The 21,895-nt window shown below is 46.7% G+C and carries 23 protein-coding genes; 14 read left to right on the forward strand and 9 right to left on the reverse strand.

Annotated elements, in window-relative coordinates; translation table 11 throughout:
* Window positions 1–24 precede the first annotated feature (24 nt).
* From QZZ36_RS04790 to QZZ36_RS04855, 14 genes are all read left to right on the forward strand, one after another.
* Window positions 25–1,107, forward strand: coding sequence for an ATP-dependent 6-phosphofructokinase (locus QZZ36_RS04790; RefSeq protein WP_295077665.1), 1,083 nt, complete (start codon window positions 25–27; stop codon window positions 1,105–1,107).
* Window positions 1,108–1,385: 278 nt separating this feature from the next.
* Window positions 1,386–3,101 carry a phospho-sugar mutase gene (locus QZZ36_RS04795; RefSeq protein WP_295077668.1) on the forward strand — a complete coding sequence of 572 codons (1,716 nt, stop codon included), beginning with the start codon at window positions 1,386–1,388 and terminating at the stop codon, window positions 3,099–3,101.
* 78 nt (window positions 3,102–3,179) lie between these two features.
* Window positions 3,180–4,877: a DUF6311 domain-containing protein gene (locus QZZ36_RS04800; protein WP_295077671.1), complete on the forward strand. Its 1,698-nt coding sequence runs from the start codon at window positions 3,180–3,182 to the stop codon at window positions 4,875–4,877.
* Between the two features lie 138 nt (window positions 4,878–5,015).
* On the forward strand, window positions 5,016–5,219 hold the full coding sequence (gene rpmE / locus QZZ36_RS04805) for a 50S ribosomal protein L31 (RefSeq protein ID WP_019678077.1): 204 nt from the start codon (window positions 5,016–5,018) through the stop codon (window positions 5,217–5,219).
* A 51-nt stretch (window positions 5,220–5,270) separates the two neighbouring features.
* Complete coding sequence (locus tag QZZ36_RS04810) at window positions 5,271–5,909, forward strand: YigZ family protein (RefSeq protein ID WP_295077674.1); 639 nt, start codon at window positions 5,271–5,273, stop codon at window positions 5,907–5,909.
* A gap of 98 nt (window positions 5,910–6,007) precedes the next feature.
* Window positions 6,008–7,003 (forward strand): deoxyguanosinetriphosphate triphosphohydrolase, encoded by a 996-nt coding sequence (locus QZZ36_RS04815; RefSeq protein ID WP_295077676.1) that lies wholly within the window; start codon window positions 6,008–6,010, stop codon window positions 7,001–7,003.
* A gap of 9 nt (window positions 7,004–7,012) precedes the next feature.
* Window positions 7,013–8,749, forward strand: coding sequence for a DNA primase (gene dnaG, locus QZZ36_RS04820; protein WP_295077680.1), 1,737 nt, complete (start codon window positions 7,013–7,015; stop codon window positions 8,747–8,749).
* Window positions 8,750–8,762: 13 nt separating this feature from the next.
* Window positions 8,763–9,842, forward strand: a complete 1,080-nt coding sequence (gene rpoD / locus QZZ36_RS04825) for an RNA polymerase sigma factor RpoD (RefSeq protein ID WP_295077683.1) — start codon at window positions 8,763–8,765, stop codon at window positions 9,840–9,842.
* A gap of 185 nt (window positions 9,843–10,027) precedes the next feature.
* Window positions 10,028–12,766 carry an EAL domain-containing protein gene (locus QZZ36_RS04830; protein ID WP_295077686.1) on the forward strand — a complete coding sequence of 913 codons (2,739 nt, stop codon included), beginning with the start codon at window positions 10,028–10,030 and terminating at the stop codon, window positions 12,764–12,766.
* A gap of 57 nt (window positions 12,767–12,823) precedes the next feature.
* Window positions 12,824–13,918: a redox-regulated ATPase YchF gene (gene ychF / locus QZZ36_RS04835; RefSeq protein WP_295077689.1), complete on the forward strand. Its 1,095-nt coding sequence runs from the start codon at window positions 12,824–12,826 to the stop codon at window positions 13,916–13,918.
* A 3-nt stretch (window positions 13,919–13,921) separates the two neighbouring features.
* Complete coding sequence (locus tag QZZ36_RS04840; protein ID WP_295077692.1) at window positions 13,922–14,287, forward strand: nuclear transport factor 2 family protein; 366 nt, start codon at window positions 13,922–13,924, stop codon at window positions 14,285–14,287.
* Window positions 14,288–14,305: 18 nt separating this feature from the next.
* Window positions 14,306–14,770 carry a GNAT family N-acetyltransferase gene (locus QZZ36_RS04845; RefSeq protein ID WP_295077695.1) on the forward strand — a complete coding sequence of 155 codons (465 nt, stop codon included), beginning with the start codon at window positions 14,306–14,308 and terminating at the stop codon, window positions 14,768–14,770.
* A gap of 48 nt (window positions 14,771–14,818) precedes the next feature.
* The gene (locus tag QZZ36_RS04850; RefSeq protein WP_295077699.1) at window positions 14,819–16,114 is read left to right on the forward strand and encodes a glutamine synthetase family protein; all 1,296 of its coding nucleotides are present in this window, start codon (window positions 14,819–14,821) and stop codon (window positions 16,112–16,114) included.
* Window positions 16,115–16,122: 8 nt separating this feature from the next.
* Complete coding sequence (locus QZZ36_RS04855; protein WP_295077702.1) at window positions 16,123–16,692, forward strand: ANTAR domain-containing protein; 570 nt, start codon at window positions 16,123–16,125, stop codon at window positions 16,690–16,692.
* Between the two features lie 44 nt (window positions 16,693–16,736).
* On the opposite strand, the gene QZZ36_RS04860 is transcribed toward QZZ36_RS04855, so the two are convergent.
* From QZZ36_RS04860 to rpsU, 9 genes are all read right to left on the reverse strand, one after another.
* Window positions 16,737–17,018 (reverse strand): hypothetical protein, encoded by a 282-nt coding sequence (locus tag QZZ36_RS04860; protein WP_295077705.1) that lies wholly within the window; start codon window positions 17,016–17,018, stop codon window positions 16,737–16,739.
* Entirely contained in the window at window positions 17,011–17,673 is a 663-nt protein-coding gene (locus tag QZZ36_RS04865; RefSeq protein WP_295077708.1) for a zf-HC2 domain-containing protein, read from the reverse strand. Before QZZ36_RS04865 ends, QZZ36_RS04860 begins: the two co-directional genes overlap by 8 nt.
* A gap of 28 nt (window positions 17,674–17,701) precedes the next feature.
* The gene (locus tag QZZ36_RS04870) at window positions 17,702–18,157 is read right to left on the reverse strand and encodes a sigma-70 family RNA polymerase sigma factor (protein WP_365685686.1); all 456 of its coding nucleotides are present in this window, start codon (window positions 18,155–18,157) and stop codon (window positions 17,702–17,704) included.
* 115 nt (window positions 18,158–18,272) lie between these two features.
* Window positions 18,273–18,752, reverse strand: coding sequence for a CD1247 N-terminal domain-containing protein (locus tag QZZ36_RS04875; protein ID WP_295077711.1), 480 nt, complete (start codon window positions 18,750–18,752; stop codon window positions 18,273–18,275).
* Window positions 18,753–18,791: 39 nt separating this feature from the next.
* Entirely contained in the window at window positions 18,792–19,349 is a 558-nt protein-coding gene (gene efp / locus QZZ36_RS04880) for an elongation factor P (RefSeq protein WP_295077714.1), read from the reverse strand.
* Between the two features lie 86 nt (window positions 19,350–19,435).
* Window positions 19,436–20,500 carry an aminopeptidase P family protein gene (locus QZZ36_RS04885; RefSeq protein ID WP_295077717.1) on the reverse strand — a complete coding sequence of 355 codons (1,065 nt, stop codon included), beginning with the start codon at window positions 20,498–20,500 and terminating at the stop codon, window positions 19,436–19,438.
* A 10-nt stretch (window positions 20,501–20,510) separates the two neighbouring features.
* A complete protein-coding gene (gene aroQ, locus QZZ36_RS04890; RefSeq protein ID WP_295077720.1) occupies window positions 20,511–20,942 on the reverse strand; it encodes a type II 3-dehydroquinate dehydratase in 432 nt (143 codons plus the stop codon).
* Between the two features lie 2 nt (window positions 20,943–20,944).
* Window positions 20,945–21,472, reverse strand: a complete 528-nt coding sequence (locus QZZ36_RS04895; protein ID WP_295077723.1) for a YqeG family HAD IIIA-type phosphatase — start codon at window positions 21,470–21,472, stop codon at window positions 20,945–20,947.
* A gap of 78 nt (window positions 21,473–21,550) precedes the next feature.
* Window positions 21,551–21,724, reverse strand: coding sequence for a 30S ribosomal protein S21 (gene rpsU / locus QZZ36_RS04900; RefSeq protein WP_009984057.1), 174 nt, complete (start codon window positions 21,722–21,724; stop codon window positions 21,551–21,553).
* Window positions 21,725–21,895: the final 171 nt, after the last annotated feature.

Consider the following 21,895-nt stretch of genomic DNA (forward strand, 5'->3'; position numbering starts at 1 on the left):
AACTACAATACGGAGGTCATAAATATGAAAAGACGAATAGGTATCCTTACGAGCGGAGGCGACTGCCCCGGACTCAACGCTACGATACGCGGAGTTGCAAAGGCCTGCTATGAACGCTTCGGGGAGGACAATGTCGATATAGTCGGCATATCGAACGGATATTACGGTCTTATCAATAATCTCTGCAAGGATATGTCGCCGTCTTCGTTTTCCGGTATACTCACGCAGGGCGGAACTATTTTCGGCACAAAGCGTCAGCCCTTCAAAATGATGCAGGTGATCGGCGAGGACAATATCGACAAGGTAAAAAATATGAAGGAGACCTACAAGAAGCAGAAACTCGACTGTCTCCTGACCCTCGGCGGAAACGGCACACACAAGACCTCAAAGCTCCTTGCGGACGAAGGTCTCAACATAATCGGACTTCCTAAGACAATAGACAATGATATATACGGCACCGATGTTACATTCGGCTTCCATACGGCAGTCGATATTGCGACAGACGTACTTGACAGGCTCCATACTACAGCCGCCAGCCATTCCCGTGTACTTCTCTGTGAGATAATGGGAAATAAGGCAGGCTGGCTCACCCTAAATGCAGGTATCGCAGGCGGTGCTGATGTTATAATAATCCCTGAGATACCATACGATATTGACAAGATATGCGACGCAGTGATGGCAAGAAGCGCAAACGGAAAAACATTCTCCATAGTTGCGGTGGCAGAGGGTGCATTCGATGTCAATGAGGCTCAGCTGAAAAAGAAGGAACGTGCAAAAAAACGTGCGGAAGCAGGCATACTCACCGCCACTAACCGAATTGCAGCTCAGATACAGTCAAATACAGGTCTTGAAGCCCGTGTCTGTGTTCCCGGACATATGCTCAGAGGCGGAGCTCCCAGCGCATATGACCGCGTACTTTCAACACAGTTCGGCGTCCACGCTGCCTACCTCATCGCTAAGGAGCGCTACGGCAGGACAGTTGCAAAGATCGGCAACAAGATAACCTCAAACAAGCTTGAGGATATCGCAGGAAAAACAAAATTTGTCGATGTCGAGAATCACCTTGTTATCGCAGCCCGTGATATAGGCGTTTCCTTCGGCGACTGACATGATATTAAAACGATCCCCGGTACGGCTTTTACAGCTGTTCCGGGGATTTTTTATGACCACAACCGTCATCATGCACATATACTGCTTGTATTATATATAATATAAAATACTAATATTATAAATAGATATGATCGGGATACGCCCCTGTATTCAGCCATTAATCAGCTGCTTCCGCTCGTTAAAACATAAAATAATCCTGTTTTTTCAAAAAAACTATTCCAAAAACTTATAAAGTGTGATATAATAATTATATATCTGTTCAGGAGGTATTAAACATGAAAGAAATGGAACTTTACAGCCTCTGGTGCGAAAACGCAAAGGAGGATCAGGATCTTCAGACTGAGCTCATGGGGATAAAGAGCGACAGCGACGGTATAAAAGACAGGTTTTACCGTGATCTTGAATTCGGTACAGGCGGCCTGAGAGGGGTAATAGGCGCAGGTACGAACCGTATGAATATCTACACTGTAAGACGCGCTACACAGGGTTTTGCAGACTATCTCAACCAGGAGTACAAGGATCCGAGCGTCGCTATTTCCTATGACAGCCGTATAAAGAGCGACATTTTCTCAAAGGCTGCAGCAGAGGTACTTGCCGCAAACGGAATAAAGGTACATATATATAAGGAGCTCATGCCTACTCCCTGCCTTTCATGGGCAGTCCGCTCACTTAAATGCCAGGGCGGTATAATGGTGACTGCGAGCCACAATCCTGCCAAGTACAACGGATACAAGGTGTACGGCGAGGACGGCTGTCAGATCACTCTAAGAGGCGCTGAGATAATACTCGAAAAGATCAATTCACTCGATATCTTCAAAGATGTAAAGAGATCAGACTTCGATGAAGAGCTCAGAAAGGGCAATATCTCATACATCAGTGACGATATCACAGAAGCATTCTATCAGCGCGTTCTCGCTGAGGGAATAAATACTGACCTCTGCCCTTCAAGTGGTCTGAAGGTTGTATACACTCCCCTCAACGGTACTGGAAACAAGCCTGTACGCGAGATACTCAGACGTATCGGCATTACGGACGTTACCGTAGTAAAGGAACAGGAAAATCCGGACGGAAACTTCACGACCTGCCCCTACCCCAACCCGGAGATACGCGATGCTCTCCAGGTAGGTCTCAGCTACTGCGACAAGGTAAAGCCGGATCTCCTTCTTGCTACCGATCCCGACTGTGACCGTGTAGGTATCGCTGTTCCCGACGGAAACGGCGGCTATGCCCTCTTCTCAGGAAACGAAGTCGGAGCCATGCTCCTCGAATATATCTGCGAACAGAGGATCAGAAAGGGTACTATGCCAAAGGATCCTGTTGCAGTAAAGACCATCGTTACTACCGATATCGTAAATCTCATCGGAAAGGAATACGGCGTTGAGATAAGAGAAGTCCTCACCGGCTTCAAGTTCATCGGCGAGCAGATAGGCTTCCTTGAAGCAAAGGGCGAGGAAAATCGCTATGTATTCGGCTTTGAAGAGAGCTACGGCTACCTCTCCGGCGGATATGTCAGGGACAAGGACGCTGTTGACGCTTCAATGCTGATCTGCGAGATGGCTGCTTACTACCGCACAAAGGGCATAACACTCATGCAGGCAAGAGAGAATCTGTACAAGAAATACGGTATGTTCCTCCAGACTCTTTACAGCTTTGAGTTCGACGGTGAAAGCGGAATGAAGCACATGGAAGAGATAATGACAAGTCTCCGTCAGGCTCCGCCTGCTGAGATCGGCGGTCTCAGAGTTGAGCGCTTCGAGGACTACAAGGCAGGCACTTCAAAGGATATCGCAACAGGCAAGGTAAAGGAGCTCACACTCCCCAAGTCCAATGTACTCGCGTTCTATCTGGAGAACAACTGCAAGGCAATTGTTCGTCCTTCCGGCACAGAGCCAAAGATCAAGACCTATATTACTGCAAAGGCAGCTTCAAAGGCGGAAGCCGAAGTTATAGAGCAGAAGATATATGCTGACTTTACACGCAGCATGAAATAATGTCAGAGGGCGAACTTTGGTTCGCCTTTTGCATGAATAATGAAACAATATTTTACGACAAGGAGTACATACTTAAAAATGTCTAATTCCAAACCAACAACTGAAAAAAAAGGTATATTCACAGATCACGGCAGCAAGATCACATTTCTGATCGGAGCTGTACTCGGTGCTCTCACGTTCATTGTGATATTCGGTGCTTCCATGGTATCACCCGCAAATACAGACTGGATATTTGCCTACACAGGCGATGCCACACAGCATCACCTCGGCTGGGTATTCTTCAGGAACAGCCCGTGGACATTCCCGATCGGTCTCACTGAAGGACTTACCAGCAATGGTGCAGTTTCGTGTATGTACTCGGATTCTATCCCCCTTTTCGGGTTGATATTCAAGATTCTCTCCCCGATTCTCCCCGATACATTCCAGTTTCTCGGTCTATGGGGAATGATATGCTTCGCACTCAATGGCGGCTTCGGAGCTTCCCTGCTCTACCGGATAAAACCCGATATAGTATTCTCATCAATCGGCTCTCTGTTCTATGCAGCCTTTCCGGCGGCAATAAAGCGTATCACTCACCATAACTCTCTCGGCGCGATATGGCTTTTCATCATCGCTATGATACTCTGTCTCGACTATAAAAAAGAGTACAAGCACAAGTTCACTCCCATGGTACTATGGGCAGTTGACTGTATGCTCGCCGTTCTGATACACAGCTATTTCGTTCCGATGGTATTCATGGTCATGATGGGATACGTGATACTTGTTGTATTCAGAGACAAAAAACTTAAAAAGGCAATTGCAGTGTTCGGTACTTCGGTGGCTTCGACCCTGCTGACCTTGTTCATCATAGGAGCCTTCTACGGACCGGGCAGCTATATTGACGGCGGCTTCGGCGGATACTCTTCAAACCTCAATACATTTTTCGACAGCCATGGAATTTCAAAGTTCCTTCGCCAGCTCAACTCCTTCGACGGACAGGGAGAAGGATTCGGATATCTCGGCCTCGGCATGATAGTGTGCGTTGTCATCTCATTTATAATCCTTTTAAATCTTATTGAAAAAAAGGAAGGAAGATTCATAAAAACCGCACGCGGACTGCTTAAAAAATACAAAGTCGAGTTCTGGGCGTTTACAGCTGTATTTATGGTCAGCTTCTGCTGGGCTGTCAGCAACAGGATAACCCTCAACGGAAGGGTCCTCCTTGAGATACCTCTCCCCCGTCTTGTAAGAGGAGGATTAAGTATATTCCGTTGTTCGGGACGTTTTATATGGGTTCCCGGCGTGCTTATCATGACAGCCGCTATGGCACTTGTTTCAAAGTTAAACAGGAAGACTGCGATAGTCACAGTTGCCCTTTGTTTTCTCATTCAGGGTCTGGATATCCGAGACTTTTGCAGAGGACTCCATAAGCAGTACAGTCAGCCCCCTGCTTATGAATATGCTCTTAAAGATGAGAAGTGGGAGGAACTGACAAAAGATACAAAAGAGATAATCTTCCTGCCCATGAAGGACGCTTACGGTCTGTATATGCAGATGTACTTCGACTTTGCACAGATGGCAGCTAAAAAGCATTTAAGTCTGAGCAGCTTCTACCTTGCACGTATGGACCTTGAATCTGTCAGAAACTACGCACAGGAGCAGTACGATCAGCTCAAAGCCGGAAACGGCAGAAGTGACGTCCTTTATGTATTCTTCGACAAAGAGGACGCTGTTGAGGAAACCGACAATACAAAGGTTTATGAGATCGACGGTTACACTGTTGCCAAAGTTAAATAATAAAATAAATTTTACAAAGGCTTGACACATAGCTCAGCCTATGATATAATTAATAACTGTAATGTATATTCGGCACTACTGTCTAAAGGAACTGATGGGCTGCTCGATTTGCAGAAAAAATCGAAAGAGGTGACAATCGTGAAAGAAGGAATCCATCCTGAGTTCAAGAAGACCACTATTACCTGCCACTGCGGTAATGTGATCGAGACTATGTCTACAAAGGAAAACATCAAGGTTGAAATCTGCTCAAAGTGCCATCCGTTCTATACCGGAAAGCAGAAGCTTGTTGATACAGGCGGACGTGTTGACAGATTCAAGAAGCGTTTCAATATGGACAAATAAGTCACAAGCCCCGTCACTGACGGGGCTTTTCGTCAATAAGGTTAATTTATTATGAACTATTTCACTATTTCCGCCAATGCCAAGGCTTCATTCATAGAAAAGCGCTCGGAGTTCATAGGCTATATAGCTCCCGTAAAGACAAACAACGAGGCTGTAGCATTTATAAATTCCATCAAAGCCGAGCACCGGAAGGCCAAGCATAATGTATACGCATATATCCTGCGCAATGACAATATTTCCCGCTATTCAGATGACGGTGAGCCTCAGGGCACTGCTGGAGTCCCTGTTCTCGATGTGCTCCAGAAACGCAGACTTACCGACGTTTGCGTGGTAGTGACCCGTTACTTCGGCGGTATACTCCTCGGCGGCGGCGGACTTGTCAGAGCCTATTCCCATGCGGCTTCCCTTGCCTGCGACGCCGCGCATATAATGAATATGTGCCTTTGTCACCGCATCAGAATAACCGCAGATTACGGTATGTACGGCAAGATATCCTATCTGCTGCCAAATTTTGACACTATCACAGTAAACTCAGACTTCGGCAGCGATGTTGTCCTGGAGGTCCTTGTTCTCACCGAGAAGCTTGAAGCTCTGAAAAAAGAGATAACAGAAGCTACCAACGGTTCTGCGGATATAACCGACTGCGAAGAGCTTTTTGAGGATTTTTCCTCTGTGAAAAATTTTTCTTGAAAAAATAAAGGGTTTTTTGTCCCGTTTTAGTATAAGTATAATAGACGCTGTTTTCAGGAGCATTTCCTGAGAAGTTTTTTATGTCAGGGGGAGTTAGTATGACAGTACGCGAACAGATAGAAATAAGCGAGGCAGGTATCCTCAGCAAATTTGCCTGTGCAAGCATTGATACAAAGGGCACAGAGCGTGAGCGCTATGAGGACAAATGCCCGTACAGAACAGAGTTCCAGCGTGACCGTGACCGCATACTCCACTGCAACTCCTTCCGCAGACTGAAGCGTAAAACACAGGTATTTCTCTCGCCCGTCGGCGACCACTACAGGACAAGACTCACTCATACCCTTGAAGTATCACAGATAGCAAGGACTATCGCAAGGGGTATGCGTCTCAACGAGGATCTCACCGAGGCTATAGCTCTCGGTCACGACCTTGGTCACTCCCCTTTCGGTCACTGCGGCGAAAGAACTCTTGACGAGATATGCCCCCACGGCTTCAAGCATTACGAGCAGAGCGTCCGCGTGGTTGAGGTACTTGAAAAAAAGGGTAAGGGGCTTAATCTCACTCATGCAGTACGGAACGGTATCCTCTGCCATACAAATATGATCGCTGATACCAAAGAGGGCAATATAGTCCGCCTCGCAGATACCATCGCTTACATAAACCACGATATCGAGGACTCTATCCGCGCCGGGATACTTGATCCCAATGAGCTCCCCCGTGACTGCGTGATAACGCTCGGCAATACAAAAACGAAGAGAATAACTACTCTCATTGCCTCTGTTATCGAACACGGAGCGTTTGATATAGACTTTGCGCCGGAGATACGCAAAGCCCATGATGACCTGAAAAAATTCATGTTTGAAAAGGTTTATACAAATCCTACAGCTAAGCAGGAGGAAAGCAAGGCTGAACAGCTGATACGGAAAATGTACGCTTATTTCATTGAGAACAGCAAAAAGCTTCCCGATGAGTACCGCAGTATTATGAAGGATTCAGACGCCGACCGCGCCGTCTGTGACTATATATCAGGAATGAGCGACGAATACGCCGTCGATCTCTACACCGAGCTTTTCGTGCCGAAATTCTGGAAGTGAGGGTGAATAATGCCTCAGAACGACGAATTTCTCTATAATCTCCGCAATGCCAATCCCATAGAGACAGTAATGGGCGGCTATGTTAACCTTATAAGGCGAGGGCGGAATTATGTATGCTCCTGCCCCTTCCACTCGGAAAAGACCCCGTCATGCACTATATTCACCGATACGCAGAGCTTTTACTGCTTCGGCTGCGGCGCAGGCGGCGATGTCATAACCTTTGTAATGAAAGCGGAGAACCTTGATTTCCAGGAAGCCGTAAAGCTCCTCGCTCAGCGTTCAGGTATGGAAGTACCGGAATACGGCAATAAGGACAGCGGCTTCGCAAAGCGAAAGACCCGTATCTACGAAATGAACCGCATTGCCGCGAACCATTTCTATACCAATCTTTTCAAGGGTCCGGACAAAACGGGACTGCAGTACTTTGCAGACCGAAAACTAACTCCGCAGACCATAAAAAAATATGGTCTCGGCTACGCTCCCGACTCGTGGAACGATCTCACCGATCTTCTGAAGTCCAAGGGCTATTCCGACGACGAGATCACCGATGCATGGCTGGGCGGTCAGAAAAACGGACGTACCTTCGATATGTTCAGGAAGAGAGTAATGTTTCCTATAATAGACCTCCGGGGCAATATAATCGGCTTCGGCGGACGAGTCCTCGACAACTCGCAGCCTAAATACCTGAATACAGGAAAAACCCCCGTATTCGACAAGGGCTCCAATCTCTTCTCCATGAACTTCGCAAAGAATTCCAACGCCAAAAGGCTGATACTCTGCGAGGGATATATGGACGTCATAGCCGTTAATCAGGCAGGCTTCGAGAACGTGGTCGCCACCCTCGGAACCGCCATAACTCCCGATCAGGCAAGGCTCATCAGCCACTATGCCGAGGAAGTTGTAGTTGCCTATGACAGCGACGGCGCAGGACAGAAGGCTACTCAGAAAGCTATCAATCACTTTGCGGACGTCGGGCTCCGCACTAAGATACTACACATGGAAGGCGCAAAGGATCCGGACGAGTATATCAAAAAGTTCGGACGTGACCGCTTCCGTATGCTCATAGACGATTCCAACGACGCCAACGACTTCATGCTGGACAGGTGTGAAGAGGGTCTCGACCTTTCCACAGAGATAGGCAGAGTAGAGCTCCTGAAGCGTACCTCAAAGGTACTTGCAGGTATAGAATCACCGCTGGAACGTGAGGTATATATATCGCGCACCTCAAAAAAATGCGATATACCTGTGCAGGTCCTGAAAACACATATAGATTCCATGCTCGAAAAGAACAGCCGCAGCGCCAGAAAAAACGAATGGCGCACCATAAAGGCAAAAACATCTTACATACGTGATGATATAAACCCCGACGCAGTCTCCAATAAAAAAGAAGCCCGCGCCGAGGAGACCATAATAAGCTATCTGCTGAAACGTCCGCAGGAATACGAGGATATTGAAAAGCTCGTTCCGCCTGAGTGCTTTGTGACCGCTTTCAACAAAAAGGTCTACAAGGCTCTGCTGAACGCAATGAAAATTTCGGACAAGTTCTCGATATCACTGCTGTCAGATGAATTTTCTCCTGAGGAAACGGGAAGAATAAGCGGAATAGCCGCAAAAAAACGCGAAGTCGCAGTTACAATGGACGTAGTTGCCGACTGCGCTGAGGTACTCAGGAACAGTACGCCTAAAACTGACGGAGAGCTGAGCAACGATGAGCTGCTGGAGCTCTTCCGTTCCAAAAACAAGTAGGAGGATAAATACAATGGAAAAGAAAAACACCATAGAAGCTCTTATGGAACAGGGTAAAGCCAACGGCAGGCTCACTACCAAGGAGATAACCGACGCTCTTGAGGAGCTTGATTTCAGCGTCGATCAGATCGACACCTTCTATGAAAACTGCGAGAATCTCAATATCGAGATCATTGAGGATATGAACCTCGACGCCGACCTGAAAATCGGTCTTGACTCAAATATGACAGACGACCTTGAAATGGCTCTCTCAACAGAGGGTATAGCTATTGACGACCCTGTAAAGATCTACTTAAAGGAAATAGGAAGAGTTCCCCTCCTTACAACAGAGGAAGAGATAGAGCTCGCGCAGAGAATGGCAAAGGGCGATCCCTATGCTAAAAAGCGTCTTTCGGAAGCCAATCTCCGTCTTGTTGTATCTATTGCAAAAAAGTACGTAGGAAGAGGTATGCAGTTCCTCGATCTCATACAGGAGGGCAACCTCGGTCTTATCAAGGCTGTTGAAAAGTTCGACTACACAAAGGGCTTCAAGTTCTCCACATACGCTACATGGTGGATAAGGCAGGCTATAACCCGTGCTATCGCCGATCAGGCAAGAACTATACGTATCCCCGTACACATGGTCGAGACCATAACCAAGGTAAAGAAGGTGTCAAGTCAGCTCCTCCATGAGAACGGTCACGATCCCAGCCCGGAGGAGATCGCTGAAAAGCTCAATATGCCGGTTGACAAGGTACGCGAGATCATGCGCGTAGCCCAGGATCCCGTATCTCTCGAAACACCTATCGGTGAAGAGGAGGACAGTCACCTCGGCGACTTTATCCCCGACGATGACGCTCCGGCTCCTGCTGAAGCAGCTTCACATACTCTCCTGAAAGAGCAGCTCAATGAAGTCCTGTCAACTCTGACAGACCGTGAAGCAAAGGTCCTGAAGCTGCGTTTTGGTCTTGAGGACGGCAAATCACGTACACTTGAGGAGGTAGGTCAGCGCTTTGACGTAACACGTGAGCGTATCCGCCAGATCGAAGCAAAGGCACTGAGAAAGCTCCGTCACCCCAGCAGAAGCAAAAAGGTCAAGGACTTCCTTGACTGATGCCCGGACAATATTTCCGAAGCCGCCGAAAATGGCGGCTTTTTTATTGACATTCACGCCCCGATGTAGTATAATAAAATTGTATAAATGTACGTTATCACGGTCTCCTGCTGACCGTTAAACGCAGGTGCCGAAAGGGCTGTTCTTCTCTGTTCTGAACAGCTCACGCGGTATAAGGGGACATTATGAGTATATTTGATTTCAGCACAAATCCTCCCGCGCTTAGTCATGACTGGCAGGTCTTTCAGCAGTTTGTCGGCAATATCGGAGCTTTTACCTATTTAGCCAAGGAAAAAGCCGCTTACCTTGATTCGGTCGCCTGTCATATCCTCGGCTGTCCGAGTGAAAAGATCAATGAATTCGAGTTCTTTGACCTACTCGAAAAGATCTCAAAGAACCCCGTAGAAGGACAGAAGCATATTTATAAATTTACAGACGGAAATACCTCACGCTATGTGAAAATGAATGTCTACGAGAGCAGCGACGAGTGGATCGGCTTTATACAGGACTTTACCCGTCAGATAACCGAATTCAACGACCGCAATTCCTTCGTTGAATACGACCCTGTTACCCGTCTGCCCTCCTACCCTTCATTCTCACAGAAGATAAAAAAGATCCTCCCCGATGTTCAGCAGGCGTGTCTTGCCACTATATTCATCAACGGCATAGACAAGCTCGGTTCCTATCTCACAGTTGACAATACCAACAGCTGCATAACCTCTGTTGCGGAAGCGCTGAAGAGCTTTGAGAGCGATACCATAATCATAGGCTCGAAGTCCAACTATGAGATATGCGTATTCTTCTGCGACTGCGACAAGATGAGCATATACAACATACTCAACAGTATGGGTGAAGCAGTACAGAACTGCACCCTGACCGACGACTTCGGCGAGATAATTGACATCTCAGACAAGAGCCGCATAAGCCTTTCCATTGGCTGTGCGTCATATCCCGAAGAAGCTACCGACTTCAATATGCTTATGAATTTCTCGGAATTCGCGCTGTTTGAAGCAAGAACGGACAAGCGCTCTGTAATCAACTGGTACTCAGAGGAGAACTATATCCGCGAAAAGGATTCCTACCGCAATGCTCAGACCTTCTCCCGCATTGTGCAGGACAATCTACTCACCTACTATCTCCAGCCCATAGTTGAGGCTCAGACAGGAGAGATAGTCGGCTATGAAGCTCTTATGAGAACTGTCGGCGATATCAAGATGGCTCCCACTCAGATACTGAAGATAGCTGCCGCTCAGAACGACCTTTACTCCATTGAGAAGCTCACGTTTTTCAATACTCTGAAGCTTCTCAGCGACAATCAGCAGATATTTGAAAAGCGCAAGCTCTTCATAAACTGCCTTCCAAGTCATCTTCTGAGCGACGAGGAATTCAATGAGCTTTACCTTACATACGGCGAACTCCTTGAAAAAACTGTCATTGAGATAGTTGAAGAGACCGCTGCTACAGATGAGTCCATTGAGCTTCTCAAAAAGCGCTGCGGTTTTGCTCATTGCAAGCTCGCTATCGACGACTACGGTTCAGGCTATTCAAATTCCTCGAACCTGCTCCACTATTCGCCTGATTACATTAAGATAGACCGCTCCCTTATAAGCGATATCCACAATGACCTCAAAAAGCAGCAGCTCGTTACAGCTATCATAGAATTCTGCCATGAGAACCAACTGCAATCGCTGGCTGAGGGCGTTGAGACCGTTCAGGAGCTGAAAACTGTGATACGCCTCGGCGTTGATCTCATTCAGGGATATTATACTTCAAAGCCCAAGCCCCTCTTCCTCAACAGCATCTCTTCGGATATCAAGGACGAGATAATCAAGACCAATCTTGAGATACGTCCGGAGGGCGTAAAGAAGATATATGCCGCACAGAACGATACTGAGCTGGATCTTCTCAAACTCGCGCTCGAAAAATATACGGATATACACATCTATCAGAGCAAGCTCACCATCGTCGGCGACCCCGACAAGCAGGTGAAGATGAACATATCCATCATGGATAATCACAGCTGTGAGCTGACGCTGAAGAATGTCAATATGATAAGCGGCAACAGCAAGCCTACTATCACCGTGGGCGAGTATGCACGTCTTGTCCTCAATGTTGTCAAGAGCAATAAGCTCAGCTATTCCGGTATCTATGTACCTATGGGCTCGCAGTTCGAGCTTGGCGGCAAGGGCAGTCTCACTATAGATTGCTATGCTTCTGAGGGTATCGGAATCGGTAATGACTACGACCACGGCTACGGCGATATCACTATCGACTTCGGCGGAACCCTCGAAATAATTTCCAACAGCGTTGAAGCGCTTTGTATAGGCGGCGGTCATAACGATGACGACTCCGATATCAAACTGATCTCAGGCAAGATAAAGATCTTCATGTATTCACATAACGGTCTTGCTGTCGGAAGCTTCAACGGTGACGCAAATATCGACATCGGTGAGAAGTGCTCCCTGGATATCACTATATCCGGTATCAAGGTAACAGGCATAGGAAGCTGCAAGGGCATATCCACTATCAGCTCCGACGCTGATATCACTATGTCATGTACCGGCGCCCAGGCTGTGGGAATCGGCGTCCTTGAGGACGGCGAGGGCAGCATATACATCAGGCAGGGCAAGATAAGCATGAAGATGCGCTCTGCAAAACACTCCTGCATAGGCGCTGTAAAGGGTAATATCAATACCAAGATACAGAATGCTTCCATCACTATCGACTCTGAGGGCGATGAGGTAACAGGTATCGGTGACGCAGCCGGCACAGGAAATGTAACTATCGTCGATTCCGAGGTATCAATGGTCGTTAATGCAGGTAATCCCAAGGATATCGGTACAGCTACAGGCGATGTACAGATACAGAATTCCAATGTTACTTCGCTTGTGAACAATAAGCGTACTACCTACGCTAATAACTAAATCAATCCTCCCCGCCTCAAAGGGCGGGGAAACATATGAGAAAGGTAAGAAATAAATATGAAGCTTGGCATGGTTGGTCTGCCCAATGTGGGCAAAAGCACACTCTTTAACGCACTCACTAACGCAGGTGCTGAATCCGCAAACTACCCCTTCTGCACTATTGAGAAAAACGTGGGCATAGTTTCTGTTCCCGACGAAAGACTCGATAAGCTGGCAGAAATGTACGAGCCGGATAAGTTCACTCCCGCTAACCTTGAATTCGTTGACATCGCCGGTCTTGTAAAGGGCGCTTCAAAAGGCGAGGGTCTCGGAAACAAGTTCCTTGCGGATATTCGTGAGGTTGACGCTATCGTTCACGTTGTAAGGTGCTTTGAGGACCCCAATATCATCCACGTTGACGGAAGCATAAATCCGCTCCGTGATATCGAAACTATCAATCTGGAGCTTATATTCTCGGATATAGAAATGGTGGAAAGACGTATCGACAGAGCTAAAAAGGCTGCCAAGGGAGATAAGAAATACCTTGCGGAAGCTGAGTTCCTTGAAAGGCTGAAGGCTCACCTTGAAGAAGGAAAGTCCGCAAGAGGCTTTGATTTCACAGACGAGGAGAGAGAGCTTATCAAGTCAACTCCCCTGCTGTCTGCTAAGCCTGTTATCTATGCGGCTAATCTCAGCGAGGAGGACTTCACCAATAATATCGACACCAACGAGAACTACAAGGCTGTATGCAAGCTTGCAGAGGAGGAGCACTCCGCTGTACTTCCTATCTGCGCTCAGATAGAGGCTGAGATATCGGATATGGGCGACGAGGACAAGGCTATGTTCCTCAGCGAGCTGGGTCTCGAGGTATCGGGTCTCAACCGTATCATCAAGGAGGGATATGCTCTTCTCGGACTTATCTCCTACCTCACCGCAGGCAAACAGGAGGTTCGCGCATGGACTATCACAAAGGGCACAAAGGCTCCTCAGGCTGCGGGTAAGATTCATACAGACTTTGAGAAAGGCTTTATCCGTGCGGAGGTCATCTCCTACGACGACCTTATGGCTTGCGGAAGCATGGCTGCTGCCAAGGAAAAGGGACTTGTACGCCTTGAGGGCAAGGAGTACGTTATGCAGGACGGAGATATAGTTCTGTTCCGTTTCAATGTATAAAGAATGGAAGAAATTTTAAGGCGGTATTTTCAGGCATGGTTAGACAATGATATTTCCGCATTAAATGAAACTTTTTCAGACAATTCCGTATATATTGAGTGTTACGGTCCGGAGTATCACGGTCTTTCTCAGATACTTAAGTGGTTCCATGAATGGAACAGGCACGGAAGAGTTCTGGAATGGACTATAAAGCGAACTGTCACCCATGACAAAACACTGGTCGCAGAATGGTATTTCAAATGCGATTATGAGGGAAATATCGACGGCTTTGACGGAGTGACGATAGCTGATTTTGATAATGATAATAAGATCATAAGGCTATGCGAATTCCAGTCCAAATCAGAACATTATTTCCCTTTTGGCGAATGATCTTCGGAGAAACAATAAATGATAGAGCAGATTTTTGATAAAGACGAAAAACGCAAAATAGCAAGAAAAGTCCTTGAAGCGCTCAGAGAATGGTTCGAGGTGGACGAAAGCCGCGAACAGTACATCAGGGACTGTGCTGAATGGATATTTATTGCAGCTAAGGGAAACGGAGAATATGTGGGCTTCCTCTGTCTGAAAGAAACAGGAAAGGATACCGCTGAACTTGCTGTCATGGGTGTGCTGAAAGACTATCACCGCGAGGGCATAGGTCGTCAGCTCTTTGAAAAAGCCAAAACTATAGCTGCCGAAAGCGGTTATTCCTTTATGCAGGTAAAAACTGTTCAGATGGGCAAGTACCCTGACTACGACAAGACCAATCTGTTCTACCTCAGCTGCGGCTTCAAGGAATTCGAGGTATTCCCTGAATACTGGGACGAGGATAACCCTTGCCAGATATATGTTATGTCATTGAACAAAATATAACGGGCGGATAATATCCGCCCCTACAATTATTAAAATGGAGGTCTTTCAATGAGCTTTTCTCCTAAAGAGATACTGAAATTCGTTGAAGAGAACGACGTAAAATTTATAAGACTTACTTTCTGCGATATGTTCGGCAATCTCAAAAACGTGGCTATCATGCCGAATGAGCTGCCGCGTGCATTTGAATACGGCATCCCCTTCGACGCCTCATGCATTGCGGAGGGCTGCTCCGACCTGCTTCTCGTTCCCGATATATCAACGCTTTCCGTTCTCCCCTGGAGACCTAAGTCGGGACGTGTCGTCCGCTTCTTCTGCTCGCTGAAAAACACCGACGGCAGCGACTACGTGGGAGATATGCGTACAGAGCTGACAAACTATATCAATCAGCTCCGCCTCGACGGCTATTCCTGCGAAATGGGTACAAAATGCGAGTTCTACCTCTTCGAGCTGGATGAACGTGGCGAGCCTACCAAGATACCTCACGACAAGGGCGGCTACCTCGACGTGGCTCCCCTTGATAAGTGCGAGAACGCAAGACGTGAGATATGTCTCTCCCTTGAGGAAATGGGAATGAGCCCCAAGAGCTCCTGCCATAAGCATGGTCCTGCGCAAAACGAGATAGAGTTCCGCGAAAGCGAGCCTATAACCGCTGCTGACAATATGGTACACTACAAGACTGTTGTTAAGTCCATAGCCGCACAGAACGGTCTTTTCGCTTCATTCATGCCGAAGCCCCTCCCAGATGAGCACGGAAGCGCCCTGAGTATTTCAATAAGCCTGAAAAAAGGCGGAGATAATATCTTCGGCAACGATATAAACGCTATGCCCCATGAGGGAAAATGCTTCATATCAGGAGTTCTCAGCAAGATAAGAGAAATAACTGCCTTTCTCAACTGCACTACCAACTCCTATAAGCGCTTGGGGATAGGCTATGCGCCAAAATACGTTAACTGGTCTGCCGAGAACTGCTCTCAGCTTATCAGAGTTCCCAAACCTGTGGGGATAACTCCACGTATCGAGATACGCTCTGCTGACGCCTGCTGCAACCCATATATAACCTTCAAGCTCATACTTGCTGCAGGTATAGGCGGTATACAAAAAAATGATTCATCTCTTTTCGAGAGCGCTATGCACAGCGACACAGCAGACTCTGTTTTTCAGCCGCTTCCGTCCAGCCTCGAAGAAGCTGCTGCCGCCGCAAAGGCAAGCGATTTCGTAAAGCAGACACTTTCCCCGGAAATACGCAGCAATATCTTCGCTCAGCTCGACAGACAGATACACGATTACTCCGAAGCTAATGACAAGGAAAAATTCGAGGAAGAGTCATACTTCAAATTCGTGTGAGGCAATAAATGGAAAGAGCACTTATAGTATCCTCAAACAATGAGTTCGCCGAACTCGCAGAACTTCTTCTGCGTATAGAAGGCTGCAGCAGAACAGCTGTAGCGGCAAGCGGCAATGAAGCCCGCCGTCTTGTAAAAAATGAGACCGAACCTGAACTGGTCATAGTTAATACGCCTCTGTCTGATGAATTCGGACAGGATCTTGCGGAAATGATAGCCGATTCCACCTCTGCCGGTATAATCCTTATTTGCGGCAGCGATGTGGCTGATGATATCGCAGACCGTGTTTCCGACAGCGGTATTAACGTAGTAACCAAACCGGTTACAAGGGAGCTTCTTCAGCGTACTATACGCCTTATTATCGCTGCAAGAGTCCGCATGGCAGAAGTAAAAAAGGAAAGCCCGGATATTCTAAGCCGTATAGAGGAAATGCGCACTATCAACCGCGCCAAGACCACTCTTATGAAATACCTGAAATTCACGGAGCCTCAGGCTCATAAATACATCGAAAAGCAGGCAATGAACAACCGCCAGACCCGTCTTGAAGCGGCGCAGAAGATACTTGCGCAGTATGAATGAATACAACTTTGCCCCCTCGGTTCCATGCTGAGGGGGCAGTCATTTTATTTAGGTCCTCCAAATATCAGACGCATAAGCCAGTAGCTGTTATATCCGCCCTTTGTGCCTGTGTATATCATAAATGCAATAAACGCACCTGCGACCGCAATAGTAACGATACAGACAGCTGCTGGTATCAGTATAAGATACTTTTCACGCAGCTTCACTGAAATAATTATTATTATGACCGCGAGCACTATCCCTTCAACGGGGAATCCGAAAAATCCGACCGCAAATGAAGCAGCGGCAAGCAGGATAAGCGGTATACTGAACTTTCTCTCAATCATTATGATCACTCTCCCATAAAATATACTCTTTATCGTTTACATCATCGTAATAAAAGATCTTTTCAATATTTTTTTCCTTCAGCTTTTCGACAGTGCCTATCTGATATGCAAATGGATACTCATTACCGAAGTTAATATACGAAAAGCTTGATATTTTGCGCTGTTTAAGAGTATATCCTATGCCGTTCTTGCTGTCCTTGTCGTACTCCTTGTCATAGGACAAATGATTTCCGCTGCTGTCACTGAACGTCGGAAATACGAAATCGAAGCTTGCTGCATCACCTTTTACGCAGAACAAAAGCATACCGTCCCACTCTGTAACATAAACATTGTCCGGGATATCATATCTTTCTACGTCCATCGAGCAGTCCCAATTTATCAGGTAAAAAAGCGTTCCAAGCAGTACAAACACAAGCACTGCAGCGCTTATAAGCCCAACTGCAAGCTTTTCAATACGCAGGCGTCTCTTTATACGTTTTAGCACCTCACCGTCTTTCTGAGGACTTATACTCACATTTTGACGGAGCTTTTCAAGCTCTTTTTTACAGTCGGGACAGCTGTTGAGATGCTCCTCGACTGCTTTTCTGCTCTCCCCGCTGCACACATCGTCGGCATACAGCGGAAGCAGATCCTTTACTATATCACAGTTATTCATTTCTGTACCTCCAGTTCTTCTATTATCTTCAGCTTTGCACGGTGAAGGACACTCGCGCCCAGCTTTCGGTCCTGCCGAAGATATCCCCTATCTGACGGAAGCTCAGTTCACCGAAAACTCTCAGAGTGAATACCTCCTTGTAGGGCTCGCTAAGAGTATGCAGCACTCGGTGTATCTCCATACTCTGCTCTCCGTCGGCGACCAAATCTTCAATGGAAGGTTTTGAGTCAGGCAGCGTCTCAGGTATATCTTCTCCTGTGGAGCGACTGCTTTTTTTGCTGTGGGTGAACAGCAGATTTTTCGCTATCTGACACAGCCATACCCTTATATCGCAGTCTCCGCGGAAGCTGTCAACGGACTTCATCGCCCTGAAAAATGTCTCCTGCGTTATATCCTCGGCAAGATGTTCGTCCGCCGACAGTGATCTTATATAAAGGTATACATCATGGAAATAATCTTTGTAGAGCTCTTCGACTTTGTCCAAACTTCTCACCGCCTTCAACTATAAGACTACGATATATCACTTTCGTTACAGAAAATAATAAAAAAGCTGCGGAAAGATATTCAATCCGCAGCGTATTTGCTCTTTTACGGCAATATTACTTCTTTTCGGGAGCTTCGTCCTTGTCCTCGAAATCCTCGATTGTAAGATCGTCATAATCAAACTCAAGGAGCTCATTGCAGTTAGGACAGTTCATTGAACCCTCTTCGATCATGCCCTCATCGAGAAGAATAGTATCTCCGCAGGTTGGACAGGTAATCTCATAAAGCCCATCGTCATCTTCATCGAAATCAAAGTCATCGTCGTCCCAGTCATCATCATCGTCGCAAGTGTCACAGTCGCCGTCACACTCGCCGCAGTCATAGAAATCGTCCTCGACCTGTCCGAGATCTTCATCAAGGATATCACAGAGCTCTGTAAGCTCGTCTACCTGTGACTGAAGATCGTCAACATAAAGCACAAGCTCGGACATTACCTCTGACATCTGGATAAGCACCTTTCCTTCCTTTGTGGAAGTGTCGATCTCAAGACCGTCGATAAGTCCCTTTAAATATGACATTTTCTCGGTAAGCTTCATAACAAGCTCCTCCTCTCAAATTATAGTAAAAACATGAGCTTATGCTCTGGACATATACTCGCCTGTTCTTGTGTCTACCTGAATGATCTCGCCTTCGTCGATGAAGAGCGGAACCTTGATCTCAGCACCTGTCTCAAGTGTTGCAGGCTTTGTTGCGTTAGTTGCTGTATCGCCCTTGAAGCCGGGATCTGTCTGAGTGACCTTGAGCTCTACGAAGTTGGGCGGCTCAACGCCGAATACGTTGCCCTTGTATGAGAGTATCTTGCAGATCATTTCTTCCTTGACGAACTTGAAGCTGTCGCTGAGGATAGAAGCGCTGATCGGAACCTGCTCATATGACTCAAGATCCATGAAGTAGTAAAGATCGCCGTCATTATAGCTGTACTGCATATCCTTTCTCTCAACGAAAGCTGTAGGGAACTTTGCAGTAGGGTTGAAGGAAGTTTCAACAACTGAACCTGTGATTACGTTCTTGTATTTAGTTCTTACAAAAGCGGCTCCCTTACCGGGCTTAACGTGCTGGAACTCGATAACCTGTACTACCTGTCCGTCAAGCTCAAAGGTAACGCCGTTTCTGAAATCTCCTGCTGAAATCATTATAAATACCTCCGTATTTTTTCAAATTAATATGATACTAAATTATACCATATTTCAGTCTGTTTTGCAATACCTAAAATGAATTATTATAATGTAATTAGACTTTTTGCGCTTTTTGTCAAGTTTTCGCAGCCGTTTTCGGTCAAAATGACAAAATCTTCTATTCTGACGCCGAATCTGCCGGCTATATATACTCCGGGCTCTACAGTAACTACCGCTCCTTCATTCAGCGGCAGCTTATAATTCGGCGAAGCATTCGGCTTTTCATGTATCTCCATGCCTACACCGTGTCCGAGGGAATGTCCGAAACAGCTTCCGTAACCTTCACGTTCGATGATATCCCGTGCGATCCTGTCAAGGTCGCTGCCTGTCATACCTGCCTTTGCTGCTTCAAGAGCTGCAAGCTGTGCGCTGAGAACAGTATCATACACCTTTTTCATCTCGTCATCAGGCTGTCCTACGCACACAGTACGTGTCATGTCACTGTGGTAGCCGTTGTACACTGCACCGAAGTCCATGAGCACGAACTCGCCCTCTTCTATCTTCTTGTCCGAGGGAACTCCGTGGGGCATGGACGTATTTGCTCCGGAAAGCACGATAGTATCAAAGGAAAGATCCTCTGCGCCGAGCTCAAACATAAGACGGTTGAGCTCAAGAGCAGTCTCTCTTTCAGTAACACCGGGCTTTATGAACTTCAGTATCCTGTCATATGCGGCTTCAGCTATTGCCTGAGCCTTTTTTATACATTCGATCTCGTCCTTATCCTTCACCGCACGAAGCGCTGATATGGCTGTACTCAGCGAGTCATCATACACAAAATGCATCTGACTGAAAAAATGCTCATACGCATTGAGTTCCTTGACAGTCATTGTTTCGGATTCTATGGCTATTGACTTTGCATCATGCTTGTTCAGCAGCTCCATCAGCTGCGGGTAAAGCTTTTTTGCCTCTATGACCTCAGCATCAGTGACCACAGCCCTCGCCTTTTCGATATACCGGAAGTCTATGAGAAGATACGCTTTTCCCGGAAATGCTATAACTACTCCTGCCGATGACTTCATACCGGTAAAATACCTGCGGTTAATATCTGAAGTAATCAGGACACAGTCAGCCCCTTCAAATGTTTCAAATAGTTTGTCGAATCTGTTCATTCCGCACCTCTCAGAGCTCCGCCAGCGCCTGAACTGCAAGATAGTAGCTTCCGAATCCGAAGCCGCTTATGCTGCCCTTGCAGACAGGAGCGATCACCGAGTTTGAGCGAAATTCATCACGTGCGAAAACATTGCTGATATGTACTTCTATAACTGGTATCTTTATTGCTGCTATCGCGTCACGTATCGCATAGCTGTAGTGGGTATACGCTCCTGCGTTGATTATAACGCCGTCAAAAAGCTTTCTTGCTTCGTGGAGCTTGTCAATTATGGCTCCCTCATGGTTAGACTGGAATATCTCGCACTCCAGCCCCTTTTCCTTTGCACGTCCGACGATATTGCTGTTAAGGGTGTCTATGCTCATATCACCGTAGATACCGGGCTCTCTCTCTCCGAGAAGGTTAAGATTCGGACCGTGTATAACAAGTATTTTCTTTATCATATTTACTCCTTTTTGTCGTCGACAAATTTATTTGGAAGAAATGGTTTTTCAAGCACTCTCTTGAAGCGGATAAAGCGCTTGCTTCTTGGTTCAGGCTCCATAGGCTGAACGAATATCATCCTGATACGGGAATGATTGGCTCCCCATACGTCGGTAAAAAGCTGATCTCCCACAGCGGCTGTCTCCTGAGCGCTAAGCCCCATTTTTTTCATAGCCGCAATATATCCCCTTTTCAGCGGTTTGCCGCCGTCGCAGACATAATCAAGTCCGAGAGGAGCAGCAAAACGTCTGACACGCTCATCGTGGTTGTTTGAAAGGATTATCAGCTTTATCCCGTTTTTTCTCATATCATCGAGCCAGCTGGGTATCCCCTCAGCAGGCACCGGATTATCGTGAGTCGTGAGCGTATTGTCAACATCAAGGACAAGGCCCTTTATCCCATGTTTTTTCAGAAATGACGGAGTTATATCCACAGTCCTTCTGAATGCGAAATCAACGCCGGTTTTTGTAATCTTGTGTTTTAAGCCCAAGCTATCTGTCAACTCCGTTCAACAAATGAAAAAGCGAGCCGCAGCCCGCTTTTATCAACATTAATCAATTCCGCAAGATCAATACTTACGCTTACGAGCTGCCTCAGACTTCTTCTTACGCTTTACCGAAGGCTTCTCGTAGTGCTCTCTCTTACGAACCTCAGCAATTACGCCATCCTTTGCACATGATCTCTTAAATCTTTTAAGAGCTGTGTCTAAAGACTCGTTTTTGCCAACACGAACTTCTGCCACTAAATTTCCCTCCCTTGTTCAGAGGTTGCACGGAGCATTGCTCCATAGCATCTATACTAATCGCCCTTGTGGACGTCAGTCAGCGCATACCCCAAAAAACAGCAGATACACAAATATAATCATATAGAATATACTATAAGTTTACCACATTTTCTGCCCGTTGTCAAGCAT

Source organism: Ruminococcus sp., from assembly GCF_016287535.1.
GTDB lineage: Bacteria > Bacillota > Clostridia > Oscillospirales > Ruminococcaceae > Ruminococcus.

Bases quoted from the DNA above. Each gene is read 5' to 3' on its own strand.
- QZZ36_RS04790 (WP_295077665.1), top strand. From the start codon at position 25: ATGAAAAGACGAATAGGTATCCTTACGAGCGGAGGCGACTGCCCCGGA.
- QZZ36_RS04795 (WP_295077668.1), top strand. From the start codon at position 1,386: ATGAAAGAAATGGAACTTTACAGCCTCTGGTGCGAAAACGCAAAGGAG.
- QZZ36_RS04800 (WP_295077671.1), top strand. From the start codon at position 3,180: ATGTCTAATTCCAAACCAACAACTGAAAAAAAAGGTATATTCACAGAT.
- QZZ36_RS04810 (WP_295077674.1), top strand. From the start codon at position 5,271: ATGAACTATTTCACTATTTCCGCCAATGCCAAGGCTTCATTCATAGAA.
- QZZ36_RS04815 (WP_295077676.1), top strand. From the start codon at position 6,008: ATGACAGTACGCGAACAGATAGAAATAAGCGAGGCAGGTATCCTCAGC.
- dnaG (WP_295077680.1), top strand. From the start codon at position 7,013: ATGCCTCAGAACGACGAATTTCTCTATAATCTCCGCAATGCCAATCCC.
- rpoD (WP_295077683.1), top strand. From the start codon at position 8,763: ATGGAAAAGAAAAACACCATAGAAGCTCTTATGGAACAGGGTAAAGCC.
- QZZ36_RS04830 (WP_295077686.1), top strand. From the start codon at position 10,028: ATGAGTATATTTGATTTCAGCACAAATCCTCCCGCGCTTAGTCATGAC.
- ychF (WP_295077689.1), top strand. From the start codon at position 12,824: ATGAAGCTTGGCATGGTTGGTCTGCCCAATGTGGGCAAAAGCACACTC.
- QZZ36_RS04840 (WP_295077692.1), top strand. From the start codon at position 13,922: ATGGAAGAAATTTTAAGGCGGTATTTTCAGGCATGGTTAGACAATGAT.
- QZZ36_RS04845 (WP_295077695.1), top strand. From the start codon at position 14,306: ATGATAGAGCAGATTTTTGATAAAGACGAAAAACGCAAAATAGCAAGA.
- QZZ36_RS04850 (WP_295077699.1), top strand. From the start codon at position 14,819: ATGAGCTTTTCTCCTAAAGAGATACTGAAATTCGTTGAAGAGAACGAC.
- QZZ36_RS04855 (WP_295077702.1), top strand. From the start codon at position 16,123: ATGGAAAGAGCACTTATAGTATCCTCAAACAATGAGTTCGCCGAACTC.
- QZZ36_RS04860 (WP_295077705.1), bottom strand. From the start codon at position 17,018: ATGATTGAGAGAAAGTTCAGTATACCGCTTATCCTGCTTGCCGCTGCT.
- QZZ36_RS04865 (WP_295077708.1), bottom strand. From the start codon at position 17,673: ATGAATAACTGTGATATAGTAAAGGATCTGCTTCCGCTGTATGCCGAC.
- QZZ36_RS04875 (WP_295077711.1), bottom strand. From the start codon at position 18,752: ATGAAGCTTACCGAGAAAATGTCATATTTAAAGGGACTTATCGACGGT.
- efp (WP_295077714.1), bottom strand. From the start codon at position 19,349: ATGATTTCAGCAGGAGATTTCAGAAACGGCGTTACCTTTGAGCTTGAC.
- QZZ36_RS04885 (WP_295077717.1), bottom strand. From the start codon at position 20,500: ATGAACAGATTCGACAAACTATTTGAAACATTTGAAGGGGCTGACTGT.
- aroQ (WP_295077720.1), bottom strand. From the start codon at position 20,942: ATGATAAAGAAAATACTTGTTATACACGGTCCGAATCTTAACCTTCTC.